General features: G+C 67.8%; 25 protein-coding genes and 1 pseudogene. 16 read left to right on the top strand and 10 right to left on the bottom strand.

All coding sequences use genetic code 11. The annotated features are described in order from the left end of the window. Positions 1-43: 43 nt before the first annotated feature. Entirely contained in the window at positions 44-346 is a 303-nt protein-coding gene (locus tag ABS73_RS01620) for a chorismate mutase (RefSeq protein ID WP_277018475.1), read from the top strand. Next, positions 343-1218 (top strand): bifunctional methylenetetrahydrofolate dehydrogenase/methenyltetrahydrofolate cyclohydrolase FolD, encoded by an 876-nt coding sequence (gene folD / locus ABS73_RS01615; protein ID WP_286693381.1) that lies wholly within the window; start codon positions 343-345, stop codon positions 1216-1218. The genes ABS73_RS01620 and folD overlap by 4 nt, the downstream gene beginning before the upstream one ends. Here the strand turns inward: folD and ABS73_RS01610 are convergent. From ABS73_RS01610 to tldD, 6 genes are all read right to left on the bottom strand, one after another. Further along, positions 1215-1787 (bottom strand): hypothetical protein, encoded by a 573-nt coding sequence (locus tag ABS73_RS01610; protein WP_277018479.1) that lies wholly within the window; start codon positions 1785-1787, stop codon positions 1215-1217. The genes folD and ABS73_RS01610 overlap by 4 nt on opposite strands. Positions 1788-1862: 75 nt before the next feature. Further along, positions 1863-2492: a 3-oxoacid CoA-transferase subunit B gene (locus ABS73_RS01605; RefSeq protein WP_277018481.1), complete on the bottom strand. Its 630-nt coding sequence runs from the start codon at positions 2490-2492 to the stop codon at positions 1863-1865. Further along, positions 2492-3196: a CoA transferase subunit A gene (locus tag ABS73_RS01600; RefSeq protein WP_277018483.1), complete on the bottom strand. Its 705-nt coding sequence runs from the start codon at positions 3194-3196 to the stop codon at positions 2492-2494. The genes ABS73_RS01605 and ABS73_RS01600 overlap by 1 nt, the downstream gene beginning before the upstream one ends. Before the next feature lie 101 nt (positions 3197-3297). Further along, entirely contained in the window at positions 3298-6021 is a 2724-nt protein-coding gene (gene topA, locus ABS73_RS01595) for a type I DNA topoisomerase (RefSeq protein WP_277018547.1), read from the bottom strand. 93 nt (positions 6022-6114) lie between these two features. Further along, positions 6115-7275 carry a DNA-processing protein DprA gene (dprA, locus tag ABS73_RS01590; protein WP_277018484.1) on the bottom strand — a complete coding sequence of 387 codons (1161 nt, stop codon included), beginning with the start codon at positions 7273-7275 and terminating at the stop codon, positions 6115-6117. Between the two features lie 80 nt (positions 7276-7355). Next, positions 7356-8777 carry a metalloprotease TldD gene (tldD, locus tag ABS73_RS01585; RefSeq protein WP_277018486.1) on the bottom strand — a complete coding sequence of 474 codons (1422 nt, stop codon included), beginning with the start codon at positions 8775-8777 and terminating at the stop codon, positions 7356-7358. A gap of 211 nt (positions 8778-8988) precedes the next feature. Between tldD and coxB the strand changes: the two genes are divergently transcribed. From coxB to ABS73_RS01535, 10 genes are all read left to right on the top strand, one after another. Next, positions 8989-9894 carry a cytochrome c oxidase subunit II gene (coxB, locus tag ABS73_RS01580; protein WP_277018487.1) on the top strand — a complete coding sequence of 302 codons (906 nt, stop codon included), beginning with the start codon at positions 8989-8991 and terminating at the stop codon, positions 9892-9894. 67 nt (positions 9895-9961) lie between these two features. Continuing rightward, positions 9962-10879: a heme o synthase gene (gene cyoE / locus ABS73_RS01575; protein WP_136857074.1), complete on the top strand. Its 918-nt coding sequence runs from the start codon at positions 9962-9964 to the stop codon at positions 10877-10879. 1 nt (position 10880) lies between these two features. Further along, a complete protein-coding gene (locus tag ABS73_RS01570; RefSeq protein ID WP_136857075.1) occupies positions 10881-11096 on the top strand; it encodes a cytochrome c oxidase system small membrane protein in 216 nt (71 codons plus the stop codon). Then, on the top strand, positions 11093-11665 hold the full coding sequence (locus ABS73_RS01565) for a cytochrome c oxidase assembly protein (protein ID WP_136857076.1): 573 nt from the start codon (positions 11093-11095) through the stop codon (positions 11663-11665). Before ABS73_RS01570 ends, ABS73_RS01565 begins: the two co-directional genes overlap by 4 nt. 32 nt (positions 11666-11697) lie before the next feature. Beyond that, positions 11698-12525, top strand: a complete 828-nt coding sequence (locus ABS73_RS01560; RefSeq protein ID WP_277018489.1) for a cytochrome c oxidase subunit 3 — start codon at positions 11698-11700, stop codon at positions 12523-12525. 90 nt (positions 12526-12615) lie between these two features. Further along, entirely contained in the window at positions 12616-13287 is a 672-nt protein-coding gene (locus tag ABS73_RS01555; protein WP_277018490.1) for an SURF1 family protein, read from the top strand. A 10-nt stretch (positions 13288-13297) separates the two neighbouring features. Beyond that, positions 13298-14674 carry a threonine synthase gene (thrC, locus tag ABS73_RS01550; RefSeq protein ID WP_277018492.1) on the top strand — a complete coding sequence of 459 codons (1377 nt, stop codon included), beginning with the start codon at positions 13298-13300 and terminating at the stop codon, positions 14672-14674. 62 nt (positions 14675-14736) lie between these two features. Then, the gene (locus ABS73_RS01545; RefSeq protein WP_423805151.1) at positions 14737-15945 is read left to right on the top strand and encodes a M16 family metallopeptidase; all 1209 of its coding nucleotides are present in this window, start codon (positions 14737-14739) and stop codon (positions 15943-15945) included. Next, positions 15945-16526 (top strand): GNAT family N-acetyltransferase, encoded by a 582-nt coding sequence (locus ABS73_RS01540; RefSeq protein WP_136857124.1) that lies wholly within the window; start codon positions 15945-15947, stop codon positions 16524-16526. The genes ABS73_RS01545 and ABS73_RS01540 overlap by 1 nt, the downstream gene beginning before the upstream one ends. Continuing rightward, complete coding sequence (locus ABS73_RS01535; RefSeq protein ID WP_277018494.1) at positions 16526-17923, top strand: FAD-binding oxidoreductase; 1398 nt, start codon at positions 16526-16528, stop codon at positions 17921-17923. Before ABS73_RS01540 ends, ABS73_RS01535 begins: the two co-directional genes overlap by 1 nt. Here ABS73_RS01535 and ABS73_RS01530 read toward each other — a convergent pair. Together ABS73_RS01530 and ABS73_RS01525 are read right to left on the bottom strand one after the other, a co-directional pair. After that, positions 17920-18453 carry an adenine phosphoribosyltransferase gene (locus tag ABS73_RS01530; RefSeq protein WP_277018496.1) on the bottom strand — a complete coding sequence of 178 codons (534 nt, stop codon included), beginning with the start codon at positions 18451-18453 and terminating at the stop codon, positions 17920-17922. The genes ABS73_RS01535 and ABS73_RS01530 overlap by 4 nt on opposite strands. After that, on the bottom strand, positions 18450-19052 hold the full coding sequence (locus ABS73_RS01525; RefSeq protein ID WP_277018498.1) for a flavin reductase family protein: 603 nt from the start codon (positions 19050-19052) through the stop codon (positions 18450-18452). The genes ABS73_RS01530 and ABS73_RS01525 overlap by 4 nt, the downstream gene beginning before the upstream one ends. 113 nt (positions 19053-19165) lie before the next feature. Here ABS73_RS01525 and ABS73_RS01520 point away from each other — a divergent pair. Both ABS73_RS01520 and ABS73_RS01515 read left to right on the top strand, forming a co-directional pair. Then, a pseudogene (locus tag ABS73_RS01520) lies at positions 19166-19645 on the top strand (GNAT family N-acetyltransferase); the annotation flags it as partial. A 79-nt stretch (positions 19646-19724) separates the two neighbouring features. Further along, positions 19725-20513 (top strand): EcsC family protein, encoded by a 789-nt coding sequence (locus ABS73_RS01515; RefSeq protein ID WP_277018501.1) that lies wholly within the window; start codon positions 19725-19727, stop codon positions 20511-20513. A gap of 48 nt (positions 20514-20561) precedes the next feature. On the opposite strand, the gene ABS73_RS01510 is transcribed toward ABS73_RS01515, so the two are convergent. Further along, the gene (locus tag ABS73_RS01510; protein ID WP_277018502.1) at positions 20562-22094 is read right to left on the bottom strand and encodes an ATP-dependent DNA helicase; all 1533 of its coding nucleotides are present in this window, start codon (positions 22092-22094) and stop codon (positions 20562-20564) included. Positions 22095-22190: 96 nt separating this feature from the next. Between ABS73_RS01510 and ABS73_RS01505 the strand changes: the two genes are divergently transcribed. Both ABS73_RS01505 and ABS73_RS01500 read left to right on the top strand, forming a co-directional pair. Continuing rightward, the gene (locus tag ABS73_RS01505) at positions 22191-22397 is read left to right on the top strand and encodes a hypothetical protein (protein ID WP_277018504.1); all 207 of its coding nucleotides are present in this window, start codon (positions 22191-22193) and stop codon (positions 22395-22397) included. Positions 22398-22539: 142 nt separating this feature from the next. Then, positions 22540-22746, top strand: coding sequence for a hypothetical protein (locus ABS73_RS01500; RefSeq protein ID WP_136857125.1), 207 nt, complete (start codon positions 22540-22542; stop codon positions 22744-22746). 8 nt (positions 22747-22754) lie between these two features. On the opposite strand, the gene ccrA is transcribed toward ABS73_RS01500, so the two are convergent. Beyond that, positions 22755-24044 (bottom strand): crotonyl-CoA carboxylase/reductase, encoded by a 1290-nt coding sequence (gene ccrA / locus ABS73_RS01495; RefSeq protein WP_277018507.1) that lies wholly within the window; start codon positions 24042-24044, stop codon positions 22755-22757. Positions 24045-24211 lie beyond the last annotated feature (167 nt).

Genomic DNA, 24211 nt, shown 5'->3' with positions numbered 1-24211 from the left:
CCCTCTTGCGATTTTGCCTCGCGCGGTGCATGGGTCGGGCACGATGACCCGGATCAATGACATTCCCGACATGCCCGCCCTGCGGGTCGAGATCGACGCCCTGGACGCGCAGCTGATGGCCCTGCTGGCGCGGCGCCATGCGCTGATCGACCGCGCCGCCCAGATCAAGGCCGGCAACGGCATGCCCGCCCGCATCGACGACCGCGTCGAGGAGGTGGTCGCCAATGTCCGCCGCCACGCCCAGGAGCACGGGCTGGACCCCGACCTCTATGACCGCCTGTGGCGGCAGCTGATCGAGGCCGCCATCGCCCAGGAAGAACGCCAGCTGAGCAAGGACCGCCCATGACCGCCCAGACCCTTGACGGCAAGGCCTTTGCCGCCCGCCTGCGCGCCCGCATCGCCGCCCAGGTCGCCGATCTGGCGCCCCGGGGCATCGTGCCCGGCCTGGCCGTGGTGCTGGTGGGCGAGGACCCGGCCAGCCAGGTCTATGTCCGCTCCAAGGGGCGCATGACGCGCGAGGTCGGCATGACCTCGTTCGAGCATCGGCTGCCCGCCACCACCGACCAACAGACGCTGCTGGCGCTGATCGCGCGGCTGAACGCCGATCCGGCGGTGAACGGCATCCTGGTGCAGCTGCCTTTGCCCAAGGGCCTGGACGAAGCCGCCGTCATCAACGCCATCCTGCCGGAAAAGGACGTGGACGGGTTCCACATCCTGAACGTGGGCCGTCTGGCCACGGGGCAAAAGGCGATGGTGCCCTGCACGCCCCTGGGCTGTCTGATGCTGCTGCGCGACCATCTGGGGTCGCTGGCCGGGCGCAACGCGGTGGTCATCGGGCGCAGCAACATCGTGGGCAAGCCCATGGCGCAACTGCTGCTGCGCGACAGCGCGACGGTCACGGTGGCGCATTCGCGCACGCAGGACCTGCCCGCGCTGTGCCGTCAGGCCGATATTCTGGTCGCGGCGGTGGGGCGGGCGCATTTCGTTCAGGGCGACTGGATCAAGCCGGGCGCGACGGTGATCGACGTGGGCATCAACCGGACCGAGGCCGGGCTGGTCGGTGATGTCGATTTCGCCGCCGCGTCGCAGGTCGCAGGGGCGATCACGCCGGTGCCGGGTGGGGTGGGGCCGATGACCATCGCCTGCCTGCTGGCCAACACGCTGACCGCGACGGCGCGCAGCAACGGCCTGCCCGACCCCGAGGGTCTGACCCCCTAGACCGCCAGGCGCGCCGCAAGCCGCAGCGCATGCGCGGGCTGGGTGGCGGCCACTGGCAGGACCGGGTCATAGGCCGCGCGGATCAGCGCGGCCAGCGCGGCCGAGGACGTGACCTCGCCCGAGAAGGTTAGCGCGGATTGCATCATCAGCGTCTCGGCCAGAACGCCCGGATGGGCATCGGCCAGCGGGCCGCCCATGTTCAGGAACATCAGGCAGGCGCGGATTGCCCCGGCCTCGTCAAAGCGGAACAGGCGATAGCGGTCGGCCTGCTGCCCGGCCAGCCGCGCGGGCAGGTCGCCGATGCCGGTTAGCCGGTCCAGGTCGGGAATGTCGGACAGCTCTGCCCAGTCCCGCACAAAGAAGATCATCAGGTTCGCGCCCGTCTCGGGGTCGGTCTCATCCATCGGATGGCGCGCATGGGCATAGCCCGCGCGCAGGGCGGCGCGCAGGATGTCCAGGCTGCCATCGGCCAGCCCGAAGACCACCGGCGCGACCGGCCGCCCCCACCGCGCGCACAGAAAGCTGCCATCGGGGCGGGTGAACAGGCGTTCGATCAGGGGCGCGTCCATCGGCGGATCTTTCATCGGGCTGGAATGACGAACGGGGGGCGCGTGCCCCCCGTCGCGATGTCGAAGGGGCAGGCGTCAGACCAGCGTGGCCTGGGTCGCGGCGCGCAGGTCGTCCTCGGTCACGCCATCGGCCAGCTGGACGATGCGCAGCCCGCCTTCGACTACGTCGAGGACGCCCAGATTGGTGATGATGCGGTCAACCACGCCCTTGCCGGTCAGGGGCAGGGTGCAGTCGCGCAGCACCTTGCTTTCGCCCGCCTTGTTGGTGTGGTCCATGACCACGATCACGCGGCCCACGCCCGCGACCAGGTCCATCGCGCCGCCCATGCCCTTGACCAGCTTGCCGGGAATCATCCAGTTGGCCAGGTCGCCCTGCTCCGACACCTCCATCGCGCCCAGGATGGCCGCCGCGATCTTGCCGCCGCGGATCATGCCAAAGCTGGTCGCGCTGTCGAAATAGCTGGTGCGCGACAGCTCGGTGATGGTCTGCTTGCCCGCGTTGATCAGGTCGGGATCCTCATCGCCCTCAAAGGGGAAGGGGCCCATGCCCAGCATGCCGTTCTCCGACTGCAGGGTGATGTCCTTGTCGCCGACATAATTGGCCACCAGCGTCGGGATGCCGATGCCCAGATTGACGTACCAGCCGTCCTGCAGCTCCTCGGCCGCGCGGGCGGCCATCTGGTTGCGATCCCAGCCCTTGGTCATCACACGGCCTCCTTCTTGCGGGTGGTGCGCTGTTCGATGCGCTTTTCGTGGCTGCCCTGGATGATCCGGTGGACATAGATGCCTGGCAGGTGGATCAGGTCGGGGTCCAAGGACCCGCGCGGGACGATCTCCTCGACCTCTGCGACGCACACCTTGCCACACATTGCCGCGGGCGGGTTGAAGTTGCGCGCCGTCTTGCGGAACACCAGGTTGCCCGTGTCATCGGCCTTCCAGGCCTTGACGATGGACAGGTCGGCCACGATTCCGCGTTCCAGGATGTAATCCTGGCCGTCGAAATTCTTGACCTCCTTGCCCTCGGCGATGACGGTGCCGACGCCGGTCTTGGTGTAGAAGCCGGGGATGCCCGCGCCGCCCGCGCGCATGCGCTCGGCCAGCGTGCCCTGGGGGTTGAACTCCAGCTCCAGCTCTCCGGACAGGTACTGGCGCATGAATTCAGCGTTCTCGCCGACATAGCTGCTGATCATCTTCTTGATCTGGTGCGTGTCCAAAAGCTTGCCCAGACCGAACCCGTCGACGCCGCAATTGTTGCTGGCGATGGTCAGATCCTTGACCCCGGTCTCGACCAGGGCGTCGATCAACAGCTCGGGGATGCCGCACAGACCGAACCCCCCGGCCGCGATGAACATTCCGTCATGCACAAGCCCGTCCAAGGCTTCGGCTGCCGTTCCATAGACCTTTTTCATCGGCCCTCCCCTGCTGAGATCCCAGTGACGGCCAAGTTGTTGCCCGCCCCCGCGACGGTGTCAATCGCGGGGGGCCCTGTTAGCGCCGTCACCGGGGCGGGTCAGTCCTGCTTGGGCGCCGCCTTCTTGGCGGAGGCCTTCTTGGCGGCCGGCTTCTTTGCCGCGGTCTTGGTCGCCGGTTTCGCGGCCGTGGTCTTGGCGGCGGCCTTGGCCGGAGCCTTCTTGGCGGCGGGCTTCTTGCCCTTGCCGGGGGATTTGGCGGCCTTGGCGGCGATCAGCTCCAGCGCCTGTTCGACGGTCAGATCCTCGGTCGCGACGCCGCGGGGCAGGGTCGCGTTGACCTTGGCCCATTTCACATAGGGGCCGTACTTGCCGTCCATGATCTGGATCGGGCCGCCGTCGGGATGCTCTCCCAACTCGCGCAGGGGGGCGGCTGCGGCACCGCGGCCCCCGCGGACCTGCTTGGCGGCCAGCACCTCGACCGCGCGGTTCATGCCGATGGTGAACACTTCGTCCACATCCGGCAGGTTGGCGTATTTCGAGCCGTGCTTCACATAGGGGCCGAACCGGCCGATGCTGGCCTCGATCAGGGCGCCATCCTCGGGGTGCGGGCCGACGGGGCGGGGCAGGGACAGCAGCTGCAGGGCGCGGTCCAGCTCCAGCGTGGTGGCGTCCCAACCCTTGGGGATCGAGGCGCGGGGCGGTTTCGGGACCTCCTCGGTCGCCTCGCCGCGCTGGACATAGGGGCCGAACCGCCCGGTCTTGAGGCTGATCTGATCGCCCGCATCCTCGCCCAGCACGCGGTCGCCGACCGGCGCCTCTCCGTCGGGCGAGGACAGCGGGCGCGTATAGCGGCATTCGGGATAGTTGGTGCAGCCGATGAAGGCCCCGCCCGACCGCGCGGTCTTCAGGTTCAGCCGCCCGGCCCCGCAGACGGGGCATTCGCGCGGATCGCCGCCATCCGCGCGCGGCGGATACAGATGCGGGGCCAGCGCGTCGTCGATGGCCTCCAGCACCTCGGTGATGCGCAGCTCGGAGGTGCCCTCCAGCGCTTTGGAGAAATCCTTCCAGAAGCGGGTCAGAACCTCGCGCCACAACCGGTCGCCGGCGCTGATCTCGTCCAGTTCGTTTTCCAGATCGGCGGTGAAGTCATAGCTGACATAGCGCGGAAAATATTTCAGCAGAAAGATCGTGACCAGCCTGCCCTTGTCCTCGGCGATCAGACGGTTCTTGTCCTTGCGGACATATTCGCGGTCCTGGATCGTGGTGACGATGCTGGCATAGGTCGACGGGCGGCCGATGCCCAGCTCCTCCATCCGCTTGACCAGCGTGGCCTCGGTATAGCGGGGGGGCGGCTGCGTGAAATGCTGGCGCGCGGCGGCCTGCGCGCTGTCATTCGTCAGCAGGCCGGGTGCGCTGCGCTGTCCGGCAGGGGCGGGCGCGGGGTCGCCGCCCTTTTCGCGGGCCTTGACCAGATCGTCGTCAAAGGCGTTGGCAACCAAACGCGCGACCTCTCCTTGGGTGATCGCGGGCAGGCGGGCGCTGTCCTCGCCGTCGTCGTCATCGCGACCCTGGTCATAGACGCGCAGGAAGCCGTCGAACAGCATCACCTGACCGGTGGCGCGCAGACCGACCTGATCGTCGGGGCTGGCGATTTCGACCGTGGTGCGCTCCATCCGGGCGGCCTCCATCTGGCTGGCGATCGTGCGCTTCCAGATCAGGTCATACAGCTTGCGCTGGTCATCGGCGGTCAGTCGCGCCTTGTCGGGCGACACCATCATGTCCGTGGGGCGGATGCATTCATGCGCTTCCTGGGCGTTCTTGGCCTTGTTCTTGTACATGCGCGGCGATTTCGGCAGGTATTTCTCGCCGAACTTGGCCTTGATCGCGTCGCGGGCGGCCATCACGGCCTCGGGGGCCATGTCGATACCGTCGGTCCGCATATAGGTGATCAGCCCGGCCTCATACAGGCGCTGCGCCGCCGACATGCAGGCCTTGGCGCCCATGCCCATCTTGCGGCTGGCCTCCTGCTGCAGGGTCGAGGTCATGAAGGGCGGCCAAGGGTTGCGGCTGGCGGGCTTGGCCGCGACCGAGGTCACCTTGAGGTCACGGCTGGTGACCGCGCTCAGCGCCATGGCGGCCTGATCGGCGGTGGCCAAGTCGAACCGGTCCAGCTTTTTGCCTGCCAGCGACACCAGGGCGGCGTCGTATTCCTCGCCGCCGGGCGTGGCCAAGCGGGCATGAACGGACCAGTATTCGCGGGCGCGGAACGCCTCGATCTCCATCTCGCGGTCGACGATCAGGCGCAGGCAGACCGATTGCACGCGGCCCGCCGATTTCGCGCCGGGCAGCTTGCGCCACAGCACCGGCGACAGCTTGAACCCCACCAGATAATCCAGCGCGCGCCGCGCCAGATAGGCGTCGACCAGCGGCTGGTCGATCTGGCGGGGGCGGCCCATCGCCTCGGTCACGGCGGTCTTGGTGATCGCGTTGAAGGTCACGCGGCTGACCTCGGCGCCTTTCTTAAGCGCCGGGGCCAGCGCCTCCAGCAGGTGCCAGCTGATCGCCTCGCCCTCGCGGTCGGGGTCGGTGGCCAGGATCAGCGTCTGGTCGTCCTTCAGCGCATCCTTGATCGCCTTGAGGTGCTTGCGGCTGTCGGCCGCCACCTCCCATTTCATGTCGAAATCGTTGTCGGTATCAACGCTGCCATCCTTGGGCGGCAGGTCGCGGACATGGCCGAAACTGGCCAGAACCCGATAGTCGGACCCCAGGTATTTCTCGATGGTCTTGGCCTTGGCCGGGGATTCGACGACGACGACGGGCATGATCACCTCGGACAACTGCAATGGGGCGGCAAGATGGGTGCCGGGCGGGGCAGTGTCAACGGGGGGTGACAGCACAACACCGCGGGATGGGTGTCACGACAGCGCCAGACGGCCTCCCGCCAGCCGGGTGACGCGGCCCTGCAGTTCCAGTGACAGGATCACCGCGTTGGCCGTGGCCGCGGGCACGCCCAGATCGCGGATCAGGTCGTTCTCCTCGGTCGGGGAGGGGCCAAGCCGCGACAGGATGCGGGTCTCCAGGTGGATCGGGCCACCTGAATCGCGCGCGGGACGAACCGGCTCAGGCGCCGCGCACGCGGATGCTGTGACCTCCGGAGGCGGGGCCAGCGGCATGGTGGGGGCCAGGGGCCGCGTCAGGGCCAGCGCATCGGCGACGTCGGCGGCGCTGCGCACCAGGGTGGCGCCGTCGCGGATCAGCGCGTTGCATCCGGCGGCACGCGCATCCATCGGATGTCCGGGCACGGCCATCACCTCGCGGCCCTGGTCCAGCGCGTTGCGGGCGGTGATCAGCGTGCCGGACCGCTGCGCGGCCTCGATCACCACGACCGCCTGCGACAGGCCTGATACGATCCGGTTGCGGGTCGGAAAGTGCCGGGCCGCGGGCTCTGTCCCTGGGGGCTGTTCCGAAATCAGCGCGCCGGTTTCCGCGATCCGGGCGGCCAGGGCCGCATTTTCGGCCGGGTAGATGACATCAACCCCGCCCGCCAACACGGCGATGGTGCCGGTGTCCAGCGCGGCGTCATGGGCGGCGGTATCCACGCCCCGCGCCAGGCCCGCGGCCACGACATAGCCCGCCTCGGCCAGGCCCGCGGCCATCCCCCGCGCCATCCGCAGCCCCAGGGACGAGGCGTTGCGCGCTCCGATCACCGCGATGGTGTCGCGCGACAGCCAGGCCGGATCGCCGCGCACCCATAGCACGGCAGGTGCGCCGTCGATCTGGCGCAGCGCTTCGGGATAGGCGGCGCTGTCATGGCGCACCAGCCGCGCCCCGGCCCGCCTGCCGGCGGCCAGTTCCGCGGCGGCCACGCCTTCGGGACAGCATTGATAATCGGCGATGCCGGACCTGGCGGCGATGTGGGGCAGGGCCTCCAGCGCGGCGCGGGCGCTGCCATGTTCGGCGATCAGCCGGTGAAAGGTCGCAGGCCCCACCCGGCGCGACCGGATCAGCCGCAGCATCGTCAGGTCGTCATCGACAGAGGGCAGCCCGAAACGGGCAGGCGCAAGTCCGATCGTCATGGGTCACCTCCGTCAGGTCTGTCCCAACAGATAGCCCGGGGGTGGTTAACAATCGGTTAGCGTCGGCGATCCGGGCGCCCTCAGGCAGCCGATCCGCCGACCGTCAGCCCGCCGATCATCAGTGTGGGCTGGCCCACGCCCACCGGAACCCATTGGCCCTGCTTGCCGCAATTGCCGATGCCGGGGTCCAGCGCCATGTCGTTTCCGATGGCGCGGACCTGCTGCAGGGCGGTCGCGCCGTCGCCGATCAGCGTGGCGCCGCGAATCGGGTCGCCCACGACGCCGTTCTTGACGCGATACGCCTCGGTGCAGCTGAACACGAACTTGCCATTGGTGATGTCGACCTGGCCGCCGCCAAAGCCCACCGCATAGATGCCGTCCCTGAGGTCGGCCAGGATCGCGGCGGGGTCGGCGTCGCCGCCCGGCATGTAGGTATTGGTCATGCGGGGCATGGGCACATGGGCGAAACTTTCGCGTCGGCCGTTGCCGGTGGGGTCCACGCCCATCAGGCGCGCGTTCTGGCGGTCCTGCATATAGCCGGTCAGGATGCCGTCCTCGATCAGCACGTTGCGGGCGGGGGGCGTGCCCTCGTCGTCGATGTTGATGCTGCCGCGGCGGCCCTCGATGGTGCCGTCGTCGATGACGGTCACGCCGGGGGCGGCGACGCGCTGGCCCATCAGCCCGGCAAAGGCCGAGGCCTTTTTGCGGTTGAAGTCACCCTCCAGCCCGTGGCCCACGGCCTCGTGCAGCAGGATGCCCGGCCAGCCTGGCCCCAGCACCACGTCCATCACCCCCGCAGGCGCGGGGACCGATCGCAGGTTGACCAGCGCGATGCGCAGCGCCTCGTGGACCAGGCCCTGCCAATGGTCGGGGGCCATCAGCTGGTCCAGCCCGTGCCGCCCGCCGCCGCCCGCGCTGCCGCTTTCGCGGCGGTCGTTGTTCTCGACGATGACCGCGACATTCAGACGCGCCATGGGGCGGATGTCGGTGGCCAGCCCGCCTTCGGGGCGCAGGATGGCGACCTCCTGCAGGCTGCTGCCCATCGAGACCGTGACCTGAACGACACGCGGGTCCAGCGCGCGGGCAAAGGCGTCGATCTCTCGCAGCAGGGCGATGCGGCGGGCGACGGGAATGCCCTCGGCCGGGTCGATCGCCGGATAGAGCGAGACCGGCCGCATCGGCGAGGCCAGCGCCGCCGTCCCGCCGCCACGGCCCACGGCCAGACGGGCGGTTTCCGCCGCGCGGCGCAGGGATGCCTCTGTTATCTCGGTCGAATGGGCGTATCCGGTGACCTCTCCCAGGACCGCGCGCAGGCCAAAGCCGCGCCCCGCCATGAAGCTGGAATTGCGCAGCCGCCCGTCGTCGAAGACCAGCGATTCCGATTGGCTGCGTTCCAGGAACAGCTCTCCGTCATCGGCCCCCGCCACGGCGTCGCGCAGGACCCGCAGCGCGCGGTCGCGGTCCAGGTCGGTCGAGAAGGGATCGAAGGACGGTCGGGTCATGCGGGTCTCCTGGCGGGTTCGGAACGGGTTCGGGGCGGCGGCGTGTCGGGCGCGGCAGGGGGTCGCGTTCCCCTCGGGACCGGAAATACTGTAGGTATGACTTGCCCGGAGGGGCGAGATATGGTCATAGAACGGTCACTGTGAAAGGAAAAGGGGCAGCCTCCCGGCCGCCCCTGCGGCCATTGAGGCCGGGCCACTGCAACGGGATGGAATGATGGCAAAAGCGATGATGGGCCGTGCATTCGCGGCAGCGACGGGGTTCGCATCCGCGGGCATGCTGGCCGGGACGGCTGCGGCGCAGGGTGTGCTGGGTGATCTGCCCACGATCGGAAAGCCGGTCGCGGCGGGCATGGGCTTTCAGCCGGCTGCGACGGAACTGGCGCGCGACCAGCAATGGCTGGACTATTTCGTGCTGATCATCATCGCGGCGGTGACGGTGTTCGTCTGCGTGCTGCTGCTGATCGTGATCTTCCGATTCAACAGCCGGGCGAACCCGGTTCCCGCGAAATTCACCCATAACACCCCGCTGGAGATCGGCTGGACGCTGGTTCCCGTGCTGATCCTGGTGGCCATCGGGGCGTTCTCGCTGCCGATCCTGTTCCGCAGCCAGGAAATGCCGGAAAATCCCGACGTCGTGGTCAAGGTCACCGGCCACCAGTGGTACTGGTCCTATGAATATCCCGAAAACGGCATCGCCTTCGATTCGCTGATGCTGGCCGAGGATGAACTGGCCGATTACGGCTATGCCCCCGACGAATACTTGCTGGCGACCGACACCGCCGTTGTCGTGCCCGTGGGCCAGACCGTGCTGCTGCAGGTGACGGCCAGCGACGTGATCCATTCCTGGACCATCCCGGCCTTTGCCGTGAAGCAGGACGCGGTCCCCGGCCGCATCGCCCAGGCCTGGTTCAACGTCGAGCGTGAGGGCACCTATTTCGGCCAGTGCAGCGAGCTGTGCGGCATCAGCCACGCCTATATGCCCATCGTGGTCAAGGCCGTCAGCCCCGAGGTCTATGCGGCCTGGGTGGCCGAGCAGGGCGGCACCCTGGGCGACGAGCCCGCCGCCACCGCCAGCCTGGACAGCGACGCCCGGATCGACCTGGCCCGCGCCGAGTGATCCGACCTAGAACCCAGGTCGCGGCGGCATCCTGCCGGCGCGGCCAAGGAAACAGAATGCAGGCGCGATGACCGATATCAACGCATACGAGGCCACCCCCGAGGCAGAGTTCGGCGATTTCGTCGCCCTGCTGAAGCCCCGCGTCATGTCGCTGGTCGTGTTCACGGCCTTTGTCGGCCTGTTCGTGGCCCCCGTCGACGTGCATCCCTTCATCGCCTTCTGCTCGGTCCTGTTCATCGCTTTGGGCGGCGGCGCCTCGGGCGCGCTGAACATGTGGTACGACCGCGACATCGACGCGATCATGAACCGCACCCAGACCCGTCCGATCCCCTCGGGGCGCGTGGATGGCGGTGCGGCCCTGGGCCTGGGGCTGGTGCTGTCGGTCATTTCGGTGATGATGCTGGGGCTGGTCGCCAACTGGTTCGCGGCCGCGTTCCTGGCCTTTACCATCTTCTTCTACGCCGTCGTCTATACCGTCTGGCTGAAACGGTGGACGCCGCAGAACATCGTCATCGGCGGTGCCGCAGGTGCGTTCCCCCCGATGATCGGATGGGCCTGCGCCACCGGCGGGATCAGCATCGAATCGGTGTTGATGTTCGCGTTGGTCTTCTTCTGGACGCCGCCCCATTTCTGGGCGCTGGCGCTGTTCATGAAGGAGGACTATCACAAGGCCGGCGTGCCGATGCTGACCGTGACCCATGGTCGCCAGGTCGCGCGGCGACACATCTTTGCCTATACGCTGGTTCTGGCGCCCTTTGCGCTGTGGCTGGGCCTGACCTCGGTCGGCGGCCCGCTGTACATGGCGGTGGCCGTGGTGCTGAACGCGGCCTTCATCCGCGGCGGCTGGCAGATCCTGCGCCGCGCCGAGGAGACCGCCATCGCCGATGGCTACGCGGTCGAGAAACGGGTGTTCAAGCTGTCGCTGTATTACCTGTTCCTGCATTTCCTGGCACTGCTGGTGCAAAGCTGGATCGGAGGCTGGTAACATGGCGCTGAGAACAGAACACGAGATCCATGGTCGCCGTAAATCGCGCAATGTCGGTCTGGGCGTCGTCCTGATCGGCTTTGTCGCGCTGGTCTTTGCGCTGACCGTCGTCAAGGTCCAGCAGGGTGGCCTGCTGGAGGCTTATGATCACCAACCGCGCGTGTCGATGACGCCCATCGTGGAGCCGGTCGCGCCAGTCCAGGAGGTTCAGCAATGAAACGTCTCAGCCCCGAAGGCCGTACGGTCGCCATGCTGCTGGGCGTCGTCGTCACCATGGGCGCGCTGTCCTGGGCGGCGGTGCCGTTCTATGACTGGTTCTGCCGCGTCACCGGTTTCGGCGGCACCACGCAGACCGCCGAGAGCGCCTCCGACACCATCCTGGACGAGGTCGTGCGCGTGCGCTTCGACGCCAATGTGGACGCCAATCTGGGCTGGACCTTCCGCCCGATGCAGACCCGCATGGACCTGAAGATCGGAGAGAGCGGCCTGGCCTTCTACGAGGCGGTGAACACCTCCGATGTGCCGCTGACCGGCACGGCCAGCTACAACGTCGCCCCCGAGGTGACCGGATATTATTTCATCAAGGTCGAGTGCTTCTGCTTTACCGAGCAGACCCTGCAGCCCGGCGAGAGCATCGAGATGCCCGTCAGCTTCTATGTCGATCCCGAGCTTGTGGACGACCGCGATGCCGGTCATGTGCGTGACATCACGCTGTCCTACACCTTCCATCGGACCGAACCGCGCAGTGCCGCGCTTGACACCGGCGCGTCCGACACCATCAACTAAGACGAATACGAGGGAGCCGACGGGGATCCGCCATGGCGCATGCAAAGAACCACGACTATCACATTCTTCCGGCCTCGGTCTGGCCGTTCCTGACCGGTGTTGCGGTCTTCGTCATGCTGTTCGGCGCCACCGCCTGGATGACCGGCGAGGTCACGGTGATGGGCGTCGCCATCACCGGGCCGTGGATGTTCGCCATCGGCCTGGTCGCGACCTGCTATGTCGCCTTTGCCTGGTGGGCCGACATGGTCCGCGAGGCCGAATCGGGTGACCACACCCCGGTCGTGCGCCTTGGCCTGCAATACGGCTTTATCCTGTTCGTGATGTCCGAGGCGATGCTGTTCGCGTCGCTGTTCTGGAACTTCATCAAGCACGCCATGTATCCCATGAGCGAGAACAGCCCGCTGGTCGACGGCGTCTGGCCCCCCGCCGGGATCGAGACCTTCGACCCCTGGCACCTGCCCTTCATCAACACGCTGATCCTGCTGCTGTCGGGCGTGGCTGTCACCTGGGCGCACCATGCCTGGGTGCATGAGGGCGACCGCAAGGTCGCGATCAACGGTCTGGCCGTCGCCGTGGCTTTGGGCATCATCTTCACCGGGATGCAGGCCTATGAATACAGCCACGCGGCCTTTGGCCTGTCCGACACGGCCTATGCGGCGGCATTCTACATCGCCACCGGCTTCCACGGGTTGCATGTCATCATCGGCACGATCTTCCTGGCCGTGTGCCTGCTGCGCCTGCAGCGCGGCCAGATGACCAAGGACCAGCATCTGGGCTTTGAGGCCGCCGCCTGGTACTGGCACTTTGTCGACGTGATCTGGCTGGTGCTGTTCGCCGTGATCTATGTCTGGGGCAGCTGACCCCCGACCCTGAGATCGACAGGCGCGCGGGGGTCTTCCCCGCGCGTTTTTCGTTGCCCCCGCCCATGACCCTTGCCCCCGGAGCGCCCCATGCGCCGCTATCTGTTTCCCCTGATCCTCGGCATCGTCGGCTGCGCCGTCCTGATCCAGCTGGGCCTGTGGCAGCTGGCCCGCGCCGACTGGAAGGAGGGGATGCTGGACCAGATCACCGCCGGCATCCAGGCCGACCCGGTGCCCCTGCCGGATGCGATCGATCCGTCGATGAAATACCTGCCCGTGACCGTCAGCGGCACCACCACCGGCGCCGAGATCGACGTGCTGTCCCACACCCGCGAACAGGGTGCCGGCTATCAGATCGTGTCGCGTTTCGTGACCGATGACGGGCGCGCGATCATGGTGGATCGCGGTTTCGTCCCGCAGGAGGCCCGGCGGCTGGAGCGTCCGCCCGTGCGCCTTGACGTGACCGGCAACCTGCACTGGCCCCAGGACGCCAGCAGCTCGACCCCGGCGCCGAACCTGGATGAGAACATCTGGTTCGCCCGCGACGTTGACGCGATGGCCGCGTCGCTGGACACGCTGCCGGTTCTGGTCGTGGCCAGCGCCATCCAGGGCGACAATCAGGGCGCCCGCCCGATGCCCGTCGCGATCGAGGGAATCCCCAACAACCACCTGTCCTATGCGGTGCAGTGGTTCCTGATCGCGGCCACCTGGGCGGTGATGACACTGGCGCTGATCTGGCGTATCAGGCAGCGCAGCTACTGAAGGATTTCCGATGCGTTACCTCTCGACGCGGGGCCAGGCCCCGGTGCTGAATTTCGAACAGGCCATGCTGTCGGGGCTGGCGCGCGACGGCGGGCTGTACCTGCCCGAGACGATCCCCACATTCGAGGGGTTGGACCAGCTGGACGGCCTGCCCTATGAGGAGGTCGCGTTCCGCGTCATCCGTCCCTTCACCGGCGACAGCTTTACGGACGACGAACTGCGCGGCGCCATCGACCGCGCCTATGCGCGCATTGCCCATGACGCCCGCGCGCCGCTGGTGCAGCTGGCCCCCGGTCACCACCTGCTGGAGCTGTTCCACGGCCCCACGCTGGCCTTCAAGGATTTCGCGATGCAGCTGATCGCGCAGCTGTTCCAGATCGCGCTGACGCGGTCAGGGCAGCGCGTGACCATCGTGGGCGCGACCTCGGGCGATACCGGGTCCGCGGCGATCGAGGCGTTCCGCGGCATCGACAATGTCGATGTGATGATCATGTATCCCCATGGCCGCGTGTCCGAGGTGCAGCGTCGCCAGATGACCACGCCCCCCGCCGCCAATGTCCATGCGCTGGCCGTGACCGGCCATTTCGACGATTGCCAGGCGCGGCTCAAGGATCTGTTCAACGACCATGCCTTCCGCGACCATGTGGGGCTGGCGGGCGTGAACAGCATCAACTGGGCGCGGGTCGTGGCGCAGATCGTCTATTACTTCACCGCCTGCGCGTCGCTTGGCATGCGGCCCACCGATTTCTGCGTGCCGACCGGCAATTTTGGCGACATCTTCGCGGGGTCCATCGCGCGTCAGATGGGCCTGCCGATCCGCCGCCTGATCGTGGCGACCAACCAGAACGACATCCTGCACCGCGCCCTGACCACAGGTGAGCATCGTTTGGGCGAGGTCGAGCCGACCATCAGCCCGTCGATGGACATCCAGGTCAGCTCGAACTTCGAACGCGCGCTGTATCTGGCCTATGGTCAGGACGCGAACGCGATCCGCCAGCTGATGGAGGAGCTGAAACAGGGCGGCTTCAGCATCAGCCAAGGCGCGCTGGAGGCGCTGCGCGAGCAATACGTCTCGGGCCGCGTGGACGAACAGGAGACGCTGGACACGATCCGCGACACCCGCGCCCGCACCGGAGAGATCCTGTGTCCGCACAGCGCCGTGGGCGTTGCCGTCGCACAGCGCCATATCGAACCGGGCGTGCCGATGGTCACCCTGGCCACCGCGCATCCGGCCAAATTCCCCGACGCCGTGGAACGCGCCATCGGGGTGCGTCCCGGCCTGCCGCCGCACATGGCTGACCTGTTCGACCTGCCCGAGCGTCTGACGCGGGTTGAAAACGACGTGGACGCGCTTAAGTCCCTGATCCTTGAACGGAGGACCGCGTGAGCCAAGACCCCACACCGCGCCTGACGACCCTGCCCAACGGGCTGCGTATCGTGACCCGGCAGATGCCCGGCCTGCATTCGGCGGCCCTAGGCATCTGGGTCAGCGCGGGCGGCCGGAACGAGCGTGCCGACCAGAACGGCATCGCCCATTTCCTGGAGCATATGGCCTTCAAGGGCACCGCGACCCGCAGCGCGCTGCAGATCGCCGAAGCGATCGAGGATGTGGGCGGCTATATCAACGCCTATACTTCGCGCGACGCGACGGCCTATTATGTCCGCGTGCTGGAGGATGACGTCGATCTGGCCTTTGACGTGATCAGCGACATTGTCCTGAACCCGGTCTTTGACGACCGTGAGATCGAGGTCGAGCGTGGCGTGATCCTGCAAGAGATCGGTCAGGCGATGGACACGCCCGACGACATCATCTTCGACTGGCTGCAAGAGGCTGCCTATCCGGACCAGCCCATCGGGCGCACGATCCTGGGCCCGGCCGAGCGCGTCAGCAGCTTTGGCCGTGCCGATTTGGCCGGTTTCGTGACCGAGAATTACGGCCCCGGCCAAATGGTCGTGGCCGCTGCCGGATCGGTCGATCACGACCGCATCGTGCGGCTGGCCGAAAAGGTGTTGGGCCATATCGCGCCCCGTCCGCAGGGCGTCCGCGAAGGCGCCCGCTGGCAGGGCCTTGAGACGCGGACCGTCAAGCCGCTGGAGCAGGCGCATTTCGCGCTGGCGCTGGAGGGGCCGGGCTATCTGGCGCCCGACTTTTACGCCGCCCAGATCTTTTCGTCGGCGCTTGGCGGGGGGATGTCGTCGCGGCTGTTCCAGAAGATCCGCGAGGAACGGGGCTTGTGCTATACGATCTTTGCGCAATCGGGCTTTCATGACGATACCGGTATGCTGACCATCTATGCCGGCACCGGGGCCGAGGATCTGGGCGATCTGGCGACCCTGACCATCGACGAGATCAAGCGCGCCACCGAGGACATGTCCGAGGCCGAGATCGCCCGCGCCAAGGCCCAGCTGCGCGCGGGCCTGCTGATGGGTCTGGAAAGCCCATCAGGTCAGGCCGAACGCATGGCGCGGAGCTTAGCGATCTGGGGCCGTGTGCCCGACGCGGCCGAGGTCGCGGAACGCATCGCCGCCGTCACCGCCGCCGATGTGCGCACCCATGCCGAGCGGCTGCTGGCGACCGCGCGCCCCGCGCTGGCCCTCTATGGCCCGGTCGAGGGTGCGCCGACGCTGCAGGCGCTGTCCGAAAGGCTGGCTGCGTGATCCTGGCGCGGCGCCGTCCTTTCCGGCTGGATGCCGAACGGATCGTGCTGCGCCTGCCCCTGCATTCCGATTTCAACGCCTGGACGGCGCTGCGTTCGGACAGCCGCGCCTTTCTGACCCCGTGGGAGCCTGTCTGGTCGCCCGACCACCTGTCACGCAAAAGCTTTACCAACCGGGTCTATTGGGCCGCGCGCTCGGCTAAGGCGGGCACCGCCTTTCCGCTGTTCCTGGCGCATCGCGACGGCACGCTGCTGGGCGCGATCACGCTGGACAACATCCGCCGCGGCCCTGCGCAATCGGGCACGATCGGCTATTGGATCGGCCAGCCCCATGCCCGCAAGGGCTATATGCGCGAGGCGATCGGCGTGCTGGTGCATCACGCCTTCACCGCGCTGGATCTGAGCCGCGTCGAGGCCGCTTGTCTGCCAGAGAACGCCGCATCGCGGGGCGTGCTGGAGCGGTCGGGCTTCAAGTATGAGGGCGTCGCCCAAAGCTATCTGCAGATCGACGGTCGCTGGCGCAACCATGTGCTGTATGCCAACCTGCGCAGCGACCGGCGCGGCAAGACCGAGGTGCGCTGATGCTGACCCCCGCCGATGACCGCCTGGCCGCGATGCTGCCTGCCGGCGTGCTGCGCGACCCCGCGCCCCATTACACCGAGGAACCGCGCGGTCGCTATCACGGTCGGGCGGGGCTGGTCGCGGCCCCTCGCGATACTGAGGAATGCGCGGCCATCATCCGCGCCTGCGCGGCGGCCCGTGTGGCCGTGGTGCCGCGCGGCGGTGGGACCGGGCTGGTGGGCGGACAGGTGATGACCGACGGCGCCGCGCCGCTGATCCTGTCGCTGGAGCGGATGAGCGCCATCCGCGACATCTTTCCCGAAGAGGGCGTGATGATCGCCGAATCGGGCGTCACCCTGCAGGCGGGGCGGCAGGCGGCGGCGGGCGTCGGGCGACAGTTTCCGCTGTCGCTGGCCTCGCAGGGTTCGGCCCAGATCGGCGGCGTGCTGTCCACGAATGCGGGGGGCGTGAACGTGCTGCGCTACGGCAATGCCCGCGCCCTGTGCCTGGGGATCGAGGCCGTGCTGCCTGACGGGTCGGTCATGCATGACCTGAAACGCCTGCGGAAGGACAATACCGGATACGACCTGCGCGACCTGCTGATCGGGGCCGAGGGGACGTTGGGGATCATCACCGCCGCGTCGCTTGTCTTGGCCCCGGTGCCTGCGGAAACCGGCGTCGCGATGCTGGTCGTGGACAGCCCGGCCGCCGCCCTGTCGCTGCTGTCGCTGGCGCAGGCGCGCATGGCGGGCGGCGTGACCGCGTTCGAGCTGATCTCAGGCCAAAGCCTGCATTTCCTGGACGCGGCCTTCCCCGACATGCGCCAGCCCTTCGAGGCGCGCCCCGATTGGCTGGTGCTGATCGAGGTCGGGTTGCCCGCGGGCCTGTCGGCGGATGGGGCGTTGGAAGGCCTGTTCACCGCGGGCGCCGAGGCAGGTCTGGTCCATGACGGTGTGATCGCGCAATCGGGTCAGCAGGGTGCCGACCTGTGGGCGCTACGCGAGCATATTCCGCTGGCCAACCGCCATGTCGGCGCCATCGCCAGCCATGACATCAGCCTGCCCTTGTCGCAGGTGTCGCGGTTCATCGACGATGCGGGCGCGTGGCTGGCGGGGCAGGGGGACATGCGCGTCAACTGCTTTGGCCATCTGGGTGACGGCAACCTGCACTATAATCTGTTCCCGGCAGAGGGCCTGACCCGCGACGATTACGAAACCGTCCGCCGCGACCTGTCGCGTGGCATCCACGAGATGGTCGTGGCGCGGGGTGGGTCGTTTTCGGCGGAACACGGGGTCGGGCGACTGAAGGCCGCCGATCTGGCGCGATGGGGCGATCCGGCGCGGCTGGCCGCGATGCGGGCGATCAAGGGGGCGCTGGACCCCCTTGGCATCATGAACCCCGGCGCGGTGCTGGCCTAGGCGCCTTCAAAATCGCACAGCGCGTGGACGGGCATGTCCATGCCCTCCAGCACCTTGCGTCCGCCCAGTTCGGGCAGGTCGATCACGAAGGCGCATCCGATGACCTCGGCCCCCAGCCTGCGGCACAGCGTGATCGCCGCCGCCGCCGTGCCACCGGTGGCCAGCAGGTCATCCACGATCAGGACCTTTTCGCCGGGGCGCAGGGCGTCGTCATGGATCTCCATGATCGCTTCGCCATATTCCAGCAGGTAAGCCTCGCTGATGACAGTGCCGGGCAGCTTGCCCTTTTTGCGGATCGGGACAAAGCCGGTGGACAGCTGATGCGCCACTGCGCCGCCCAGGATGAAGCCGCGCGCCTCCAGGCCCACGACCTTGTCGATGCGCGTGCCGGCATAGGCATGCAGGATCTGGTCCACCGCCATGCGGAAGCCGCGCGCATCTGCGAACAGCGTGGTCACGTCGCGAAAGATGATCCCCTCATGCGGGAAATCGTGGATGGAGCGGACATAGTCCTTGACGGTGCGGCTCATTCAGGGCGGTCCATTTCGAACAGGTCGGTCACGGCGGCATAATCCTTGTACCCCAGACGCGCAATCCAGCCGCCCGCCGCGCGCGGATCGAACCGCCCATCGACCACGCAGTCGTCGCGCAGATGAACGCCCGTCACCACGCCGAAGACGGCGAAATTCGCCTGTCCCGCCAGCGGCACGATCTGGGTCATCCGGCATTCCAGCGCGGCCGCGGCACCTGCCACGCGGGGACAGTCGACGGTGGTGCAATCGGCGACCTCGATCCCGGCGGCGTCGAATTCGCTGGTCCCGGCGGGCAGTGGCGCCGATGTCGCGTTGACCGCATCGCGCAGATCGCCGGTGGCAATGTTGACGCAGAAGACCCCCGTCTCGATGATCTGGGCCACGCTGTCCTTGGTGCCGGGGCGGTCGCCCTTGGCGCCGGTCGAGGCGAACATCACCTGCGGCGGCACATAGGCCACCGCGTTGAAGAAGGAATACGGCGCCAGATTGTCGCCTTTTGATCCGCGGGTCGAGATCCAGCCGATGGGACGCGGGGCCACGATCGCGTTGAAGGGATTGTGCGGCAGGCCGTGGCCGGCTTCGGGGCGATAGAACATGGGCGGCCTCCTCATGGCGTTCGGGCGCCAACCTGCCCCGTATTTTCGCGCGGTGCAATGTTTCGCACGGCCCCGACCCATGCTAAAGGCCCGCCCGACATCAAGGAGGCGCGATGTACGAGATCTGCCCCGAAACCCCCGCCGACGAATCCGAGGTCGAGGGTCTTTACGATCTGTGCTTTGCGCCGGGTCGCACCGCGCTGTCCTCCTATCGCCTGCGCGACGGGGTGCCGCGCGTGGCCGATCTGTGCCTGCTGCTGCGCGATGCGGGCGGCACGCTGATGGCCGCGATCCGGTTCTGGCCGGCCTTGGTCGGCGACCACCCGGTGCTGCTGCTGGGGCCCATCGCGGTGCATCCCACCGCCCAGGGCGAGGGCTTGGGCGGCCTGCTGATGCGCGACAGCCTGACGCGGGCGCGGGCCACCGGCCATGACCGGGTGCTGCTGGTGGGCGACGCGCCCTATTACAGCCGGTTCGGCTTTACGCGGCTGGACGATGTGCTGATGCCGCCGCCGACCAACCCGGATCGGGTGCTGGGTCTGGAACTTAGGCCGGGCGCGTGGGTTGGGGTGTCAGGACCGGTCCAGCGCGCCCCGGTGCCGCAGCCCTCCGATCCGCCCGCGCCGGACAGCACGGCCTGCACCCAGGTCGCCCATCCGAAAGATCCCGCCCATGACCGACCGCAAAGACCTGGTACTGCCCCCGATCACTGACCCCGGCGTGCATGCCCAGATCGACCGCCTGGCCCGCCGCTATCTGGATGCGGGGGGCTTGGGGATGCAGATCCTGACCCGCATCGGCAACACCGCCGAAGGGCTGGTCGAACGCCTTCCGGGCTTTGTCCGCTCGCGGCTGGATTCGGTGACCCGCGCGGCGCTGACGCGGGCCTTCGGCGCGGCCAGCCGGTCGCGCAAGGTGGTGCGGGACAGGGGCGACTGGTTCAACCGCATGGCCTCGACCGTGACGGGTGCCGCGGGGGGTGTGGGCGGTTTCGCGGGCGCCTTGGTCGAGCTGCCCTTTACCGTCACCCTGCTGCTGCGTGCGATGCTGGACATCGCGACTGAACACGGCCTCGACCCCGACAGCGAGGAGGTGCAGATGGAATGCCTGCGCATCTTTGCCGCCGCCGGTCCCATGGCCGAGGATGACAGCACCGATCTGGGCCTGCTGGCCGCGCGCCTGTCGGTGACCGGCCAGACGGTGCAGGGCCTGGTCAGCAAGGTCGCGCCCCGCCTGTCGGTGTCCTTGGGCCAGAAGATGGCCGCGCAGGCCGCGCCCGTCTTCGGCGCGGTGGTGGGCGCGTCGATCAACTATACCTTTGCCCGCTATTATCAGGAACTCGCCCGCGTCCATTTCGGCGTCATGCGCCTGTCGCAGGAAACCGGCCTGCCCCGAGAGGCGCTGATCGAGGCCTTGCGCCTGTCCATCCAGCGCCAGGCACCCGCCGACCGCACGCGCTGACAGCGGGGGGTCCGGGGGGCGGCAGCCCCCCGGCGTCGCGGGACGCAATCACTCTTCCTCGACATCCAGAGCCAGGGGGGCGACCGGGGCGACCAGATCCTCGGTCGACAGCGGGCCCGCGGGCCGCGCCAGCCGCGCCTTGGTCACCCAGTACAGACGCTCCTGCGCGCGGGTGATGGCGACATAGGTCAGACGTTTCCACAAGTGCACCCCGGCCTCGGACCGGTTCGACCAGGCGGCGGCAGCGATGTCGGGGCCAAAGACCTGCACCTCGGGCCATTGGCTGCCCTGCGCCTTGTGGATCGTGACGGCCGCCCCGTGCAGGAACGCCGCCCCCATGCGCGCCGCGAAGGGGATGAAGGGCTCCTCCTCTCCGGGCATCTCGATCTTGACGATGCTGGCGGCTGACAGGCGCGGGTCCTCGGCCCCTATCACGTGCAGACGCGAGAATCCCGGCTTGCGGCCCGGCCCCAGATAGACGACCTGCGCGCCCTTGATCAGGCCGCGCGCCTCCAGGTCGATCCGCTTCTTGCGGTGCTTCAGCGGCAGCTCCAGCCCGTCGCAGATCAGCGGCTCTCCGGGCAGCAGCGCGTCGCCGGGCGCGCCAAAGGCGGTGCGGAACGCATGGATCAGCCGGATGCGCGTGGCGTTGCGCCAGACCAGCACCGGGCTGCGCGCCATCAGGTCGCTCTCCACCCGTTCGGCCCAGACCACGCGGTCGTCCTTGCGGGCGGCGTCGCGGATCATCTGCTCGAAATCGTCAAAGCCCAGCTGGTCGTCGGCCAGCGCATGGGCCAGATCCAGGATCGGGCTGTCATCGGCCTGGCGGTGGATGCGGCTCAGCATCAGGCGCTGCGGCGCCGCCAGCGTGTCAAAGACCATCGCCCCGGACTGCCCCACCGGGGCCAGCTGCGCCGGATCGCCGAACAGGACCAGCACCGGAAAGATCTCGCGCAGATCCTCGAACTGCTTTTCGTCCAGCATCGAGGCTTCGTCGATCAGCCCGACATCCAGACCCTCCTCGCGGCGCGTCCAGCCGCGGATGAAGTCCGACCCCCGCAGCCCGGCATTGGCCAGCGCCCCGGGGATCGAGGCGTGCTGGTCATAGAACGCCTTGGCCCGGTCCAGCGCGGTGTCCGACAGCTCGGGAATGACCGGGCGCTCTCCGGTGCCGGTCAGCCATTCGGCGATCTTCTCGTATTGCGGGTCATAGACGGGGGTGTACAGGATGCGGTGGATCGTCGTCGCGGGCACGCCCCGCATCCGCAACACGAATGCCGCCTTGTTGGTGGGCGCCAGAATCGCCACGCTGCGGCGGTCCTTGCGGCGGCGCCCCTCGTAATCGGGGCTGATCAGCTCGACCCCGGCCTCCAGCAGGGCCTTGGTGATCATCGACAGCATCAGCGTCTTGCCGGACCCGGCCTTGCCGATGACCGCCATGACGCGACCTTTTCCCGACTCGGGCGGATGCAGTTCCTCTGCGATGATGTCGATGCCCGCGGCACCGAAGGTCTCGGCCAGGGCATCCCAGGCATCGGCCTGGTCGGGCGACAGGGTCGGGGCGGGGACGGGGCTGTTCATGCCTGTCCCTTAGCCTGCCTTCGCGTCCAAGGCAAAGCGCCGCGCAACTTTTCCGCCCCCCGCCCGTGTCAGGGGGCACCGACCCGGAGAAACGCGATGATCGAACTGTTCTTCGTCACCTGCCTGCTGGCCGACCCCGACCGCTGCAGCGATCACAGCCTGCTGTTCGAGGAGCGGAACGGCCTGTTCACCTGCATGCTGCAGAGCCAGTCCGAGCTGGCCAAATGGATGGCGACTCACCCGACCGAGCAGGTCCGCGAATGGAAATGCCGCTATGCCGGTCAGGGCGCTCGCAAGGCCTGACCCTGCCCGTCACGGCATCAGGGCTGCCCGGCCCCCGTGCAGGCGCGGGGACGAAGCCCGTCGCGCGGCGCTTGCGGTTTGGTGCGCGGTCGCGGTCATGCGATGATCATCGCCAGGGAGGGCAGACCGCGTGAGGTTCGCCATGATAGAGTTGTTCTTTGTCGCCTGCCTGTCCACCGACCCCGCCAGCTGCCGCGACCGCAGCCTGCTTTATGCCGAGGAGGTCGGGCTGATGACCTGCATGATGGGCGCCCCGGCCCAGCTGGCGCGCTGGTCCGAGGCCCATCCCGGCCAGCGCATCGCCCGCTGGCAATGCCGGATGGCGGGTCAGGCCGATCGCACGGCCTGACCTTTGCGTCAGCGGCGGCCGGCCTCCAGCGCGTCCTCGAAGGTGCGCAGGCCGGTACGCGGCGACTGGACCAGAACCGACATGTTGCCCGGCTTGTGCTCGTTGCGGAACATCTTCATGTGGGCCGCCGGGATTTCGGCCCAGGGGAACACCTCGGACATGCAGGGGTCCAGGCGGCGCTCCAGCATCAGCTTGTTGGCGGCGCTGGCCTGCTTCAGATGCGCGAAATGCGATCCCTGCACGCGCTTCTGGTGCATCCACAGGTAACGGACGTCAAAGGTGCAGTTGAAGCCGGTCGTGCCCGCGCAGATGACGATCATGCCGCCCTTCTTGCAGACCAGGGTGCTGACCGGAAAGGTCGCCTCTCCGGGATGCTCAAAAACGATGTCGACGTTGTTGCCCTTGCCGGTGATGTCCCAGATGGCGGCGCCGAACTTGCGCGCCTCGCTGAACCATTCCTTGTATTCGGGCGTGTTCACCGTGGGCAGCTGGCCCCAGCAGCGGAATTCCTTGCGGTTGATGACGCCCTTGGCGCCCAGGCCCATGACGAAGTCGCGCTTGTCCTCCTCGCTGATGACGCCGATGGCGTTGCCGCCGGCCGCGTTGATCAGCTGGATCGCATAGGACCCAAGACCCCCCGACGCGCCCCAGACCAGCACGTTCATGCCCGGCTTCAGCTCGTGCGGCTCATGGCCGAACAGCATGCGATAGGCGGTGGCCAGCGTCAGCGTATAGCAGGCCGATTCCTCCCAGGTCAGGTGGCGCGGACGGGGCATCAGCTGCTGGGCCTGCACGCGGGTGAACTGGGCAAAGCTGCCATCGGGCGTCTCATAGCCCCAGATGCGCTGCGTGGGCGAATACATCGGGTCGCCGCCGTTGCAATGCTCGTCATCGCCGTCGTCCTGGTTGCAATGGATGACGACCTCGTCGCCGACCTTCCAGCGTTTGACCTTGTCTCCCACCGCCCAGACAATGCCCGACGCGTCGGAACCGGCGATGTGATAGGGCTGCTTGTGCACGTCGAACATGCTGATCGGCTTGCCCAGGCCCGCCCAGATCCCGTTATAGTTGACGCCCGCCGCCATCACCAGGACCAGCACCTCGTTGCTGTCGATGGCGGGGGTGTCGACGACCTCCAGCTGCATCGCCTGATCGGGCTCGCCCTGCCGCTCGCGGCGGATCGTCCAGGCGTGCATCTGTGCGGGCACATGGCCCAGGGGCGGCATCTCGCCGATCTCATAGAGGTCTTTGACGGGCGCATTGTAAGGCGCGATCGGGGTCGGTGCGTCGAGGGCCATCTGCTTCTCCTGTCCAGTGCTGCAGCGCAGAATCAATGCGCCATGCTGATCCCTAATTACGAACGGTATAGCAACAATGCAATAGGAATGACGTTATAAGCGCAATAAAATGTCTGACGCACTGCAGCATCTGCTGCGTTGCGGCGAATTGACGGCGCAGTTTTGTG

This window comes from Paracoccus sp. SCN 68-21 (assembly GCF_001724535.1).
Taxonomy (GTDB): Bacteria; Pseudomonadota; Alphaproteobacteria; order Rhodobacterales; family Rhodobacteraceae; genus Paracoccus; species Paracoccus hibiscisoli.
Note: the sequence above shows the minus strand (reverse complement) of the source record. Positions and strands in the feature narration are given on the sequence as shown.

Bases quoted from the DNA above. Each gene is read 5' to 3' on its own strand.
- ABS73_RS01620 (WP_277018475.1), top strand. From the start codon at position 44: ATGACCCGGATCAATGACATTCCCGACATGCCCGCCCTGCGGGTCGAG.
- folD (WP_286693381.1), top strand. From the start codon at position 343: ATGACCGCCCAGACCCTTGACGGCAAGGCCTTTGCCGCCCGCCTGCGC.
- ABS73_RS01610 (WP_277018479.1), bottom strand. From the start codon at position 1,787: ATGGACGCGCCCCTGATCGAACGCCTGTTCACCCGCCCCGATGGCAGC.
- ABS73_RS01605 (WP_277018481.1), bottom strand. From the start codon at position 2,492: ATGACCAAGGGCTGGGATCGCAACCAGATGGCCGCCCGCGCGGCCGAG.
- ABS73_RS01600 (WP_277018483.1), bottom strand. From the start codon at position 3,196: ATGAAAAAGGTCTATGGAACGGCAGCCGAAGCCTTGGACGGGCTTGTG.
- topA (WP_277018547.1), bottom strand. From the start codon at position 6,021: ATGCCCGTCGTCGTCGTCGAATCCCCGGCCAAGGCCAAGACCATCGAG.
- dprA (WP_277018484.1), bottom strand. From the start codon at position 7,275: ATGACGATCGGACTTGCGCCTGCCCGTTTCGGGCTGCCCTCTGTCGAT.
- tldD (WP_277018486.1), bottom strand. From the start codon at position 8,777: ATGACCCGACCGTCCTTCGATCCCTTCTCGACCGACCTGGACCGCGAC.
- coxB (WP_277018487.1), top strand. From the start codon at position 8,989: ATGATGGCAAAAGCGATGATGGGCCGTGCATTCGCGGCAGCGACGGGG.
- cyoE (WP_136857074.1), top strand. From the start codon at position 9,962: ATGACCGATATCAACGCATACGAGGCCACCCCCGAGGCAGAGTTCGGC.
- ABS73_RS01570 (WP_136857075.1), top strand. From the start codon at position 10,881: ATGGCGCTGAGAACAGAACACGAGATCCATGGTCGCCGTAAATCGCGC.
- ABS73_RS01565 (WP_136857076.1), top strand. From the start codon at position 11,093: ATGAAACGTCTCAGCCCCGAAGGCCGTACGGTCGCCATGCTGCTGGGC.
- ABS73_RS01560 (WP_277018489.1), top strand. From the start codon at position 11,698: ATGGCGCATGCAAAGAACCACGACTATCACATTCTTCCGGCCTCGGTC.
- ABS73_RS01555 (WP_277018490.1), top strand. From the start codon at position 12,616: ATGCGCCGCTATCTGTTTCCCCTGATCCTCGGCATCGTCGGCTGCGCC.
- thrC (WP_277018492.1), top strand. From the start codon at position 13,298: ATGCGTTACCTCTCGACGCGGGGCCAGGCCCCGGTGCTGAATTTCGAA.
- ABS73_RS01545 (WP_423805151.1), top strand. From the start codon at position 14,737: ATGCCCGGCCTGCATTCGGCGGCCCTAGGCATCTGGGTCAGCGCGGGC.
- ABS73_RS01535 (WP_277018494.1), top strand. From the start codon at position 16,526: ATGCTGACCCCCGCCGATGACCGCCTGGCCGCGATGCTGCCTGCCGGC.
- ABS73_RS01530 (WP_277018496.1), bottom strand. From the start codon at position 18,453: ATGAGCCGCACCGTCAAGGACTATGTCCGCTCCATCCACGATTTCCCG.
- ABS73_RS01525 (WP_277018498.1), bottom strand. From the start codon at position 19,052: ATGTTCTATCGCCCCGAAGCCGGCCACGGCCTGCCGCACAATCCCTTC.
- ABS73_RS01515 (WP_277018501.1), top strand. From the start codon at position 19,725: ATGACCGACCGCAAAGACCTGGTACTGCCCCCGATCACTGACCCCGGC.
- ABS73_RS01510 (WP_277018502.1), bottom strand. From the start codon at position 22,094: ATGAACAGCCCCGTCCCCGCCCCGACCCTGTCGCCCGACCAGGCCGAT.
- ABS73_RS01505 (WP_277018504.1), top strand. From the start codon at position 22,191: ATGATCGAACTGTTCTTCGTCACCTGCCTGCTGGCCGACCCCGACCGC.
- ABS73_RS01500 (WP_136857125.1), top strand. From the start codon at position 22,540: ATGATAGAGTTGTTCTTTGTCGCCTGCCTGTCCACCGACCCCGCCAGC.
- ccrA (WP_277018507.1), bottom strand. From the start codon at position 24,044: ATGGCCCTCGACGCACCGACCCCGATCGCGCCTTACAATGCGCCCGTC.